At 40.9% G+C, this 1,324-nt stretch carries 1 protein-coding gene; it reads right to left on the minus strand.

Annotated elements, in window-relative coordinates; all coding sequences use genetic code 11:
- Position 1 precedes the first annotated feature (1 nt).
- The gene (cls, locus tag BFI01S_RS21970) at positions 2-1,183 is read right to left on the minus strand and encodes a cardiolipin synthase (protein WP_061794460.1); all 1,182 of its coding nucleotides are present in this window, start codon (positions 1,181-1,183) and stop codon (positions 2-4) included.
- Between the last annotated feature and the right edge of the window lie 141 nt (positions 1,184-1,324).

Raw genomic sequence — 1,324 nt, forward strand, 5'->3', positions numbered from 1 at the left:
CTTACAGGAAACTTGCCACAGACCGGGCAAGCATCTCTTTGAATGTCCGTAAAGGGTCCAGCCGGTTTAATTCTTTTAGGGTCAATCTCTTTGCATTTAGTATGTCTTTGTCTACAACAGCCTGGATTTGCTTAATGAACTCTTTGTCATAAATAAAGCAATTGATTTCATAATTTAAAAACAGGCTCCGCTTATCGAAATTGGCCGTTCCGATATCACTGATCTCATCATCGATCAAAATCGCCTTTGCATGGTAAAATCCCTTTTTGTACTCATACACATAAGCTCCTTGTTTAATCAAGGTCCTTAAATAAAGATAAGAGGCCTCTTTTACAAGAATATGGTCCGTGATGCATGGGACGAGTATTTTTACTGTAACGCCGCGTTCCAGGGCATGAATTAAATCCTGAAAAAGCCTTTTGCCCGGAATAAAATAGGGAGTCCCAATGGTAATGCTCTTTTTCGCATTGCGTATTAAGGAGGAGAAGTTTTCTTCTAAAAAAGCTCCCTTATAAGCCGCAAACTGATGGCGGTATTCACCTGCGTGCAAATCAGGAAAATAGACGCTGTTTGCGAGCAGGTCGGTCTTAGCTGCTTTATACCAATCGGCTAGAAATTCTCTTTGCAGATCCAGCACACCTTCGCCACGGAATTTCAAATGATAGTCACGCCAAGGGTTCAGCTTTTTATCCTGATTGATGTATTCTTTGCCGATATTGAAGCCGCCGCTGTAACCGATCTTTCCGTCAATAACGGTAATTTTCCGGTGGTTCCTGGCCTGGAAAGAATAGAAGAGAAAAGGAAGCTTTGGCACATGGGCAAACGAAAACTTAATGCCGCTGCTTTTAAGATCCTTAACAGTCTTTTTCTTAACCGGAAAGCTTCCGGCCCAGTCGAGCAAAAGGCGGACTTCCACTCCTTCTTTTGCTTTACCCTTTAAAATAGTTAAAAACTCCTTGCTGATTTTATCATCCTTCACAATATAAAATAAAATATGAATGTGCTTTTGCGCTTTTCTTAGCTCGGAAAATAAATCATCAAATAAAGCAGGCCCATCTGCAAACAACTCCATATCAGACTGCCGGATGGGTAAGGCGGTCCGCTCAAGCTTTTTCATATGGCTTTTCCGGCCCCATGTAAAATCGATATAGAGCCATAAGAAGATGACGAGTAAAACGGCCATAATGATATTCCAGACAGTCAATGTGATCTTCCTCTCGACAGGATTTTCCTGTTAGTATTTCCTGCAGAGATTTTTCTATCATGGAATCTTCCCAAAAGGGGAGGACTTTTCACCTTTAAAAAGAATTTAATAAATGAAAAT

The sequence above is a fragment of the Cytobacillus firmus NBRC 15306 genome, assembly GCF_001591465.1.
Lineage (GTDB): Bacteria > Bacillota > Bacilli > Bacillales > Cytobacillaceae > Cytobacillus > Cytobacillus firmus.

What these genes read in the sequence shown, in the direction of transcription:
- cls (WP_061794460.1), bottom strand. Translation starts at nt 1,183, where the DNA reads ATGGCCGTTTTACTCGTCATCTTCTTATGGCTCTATATCGATTTTACA.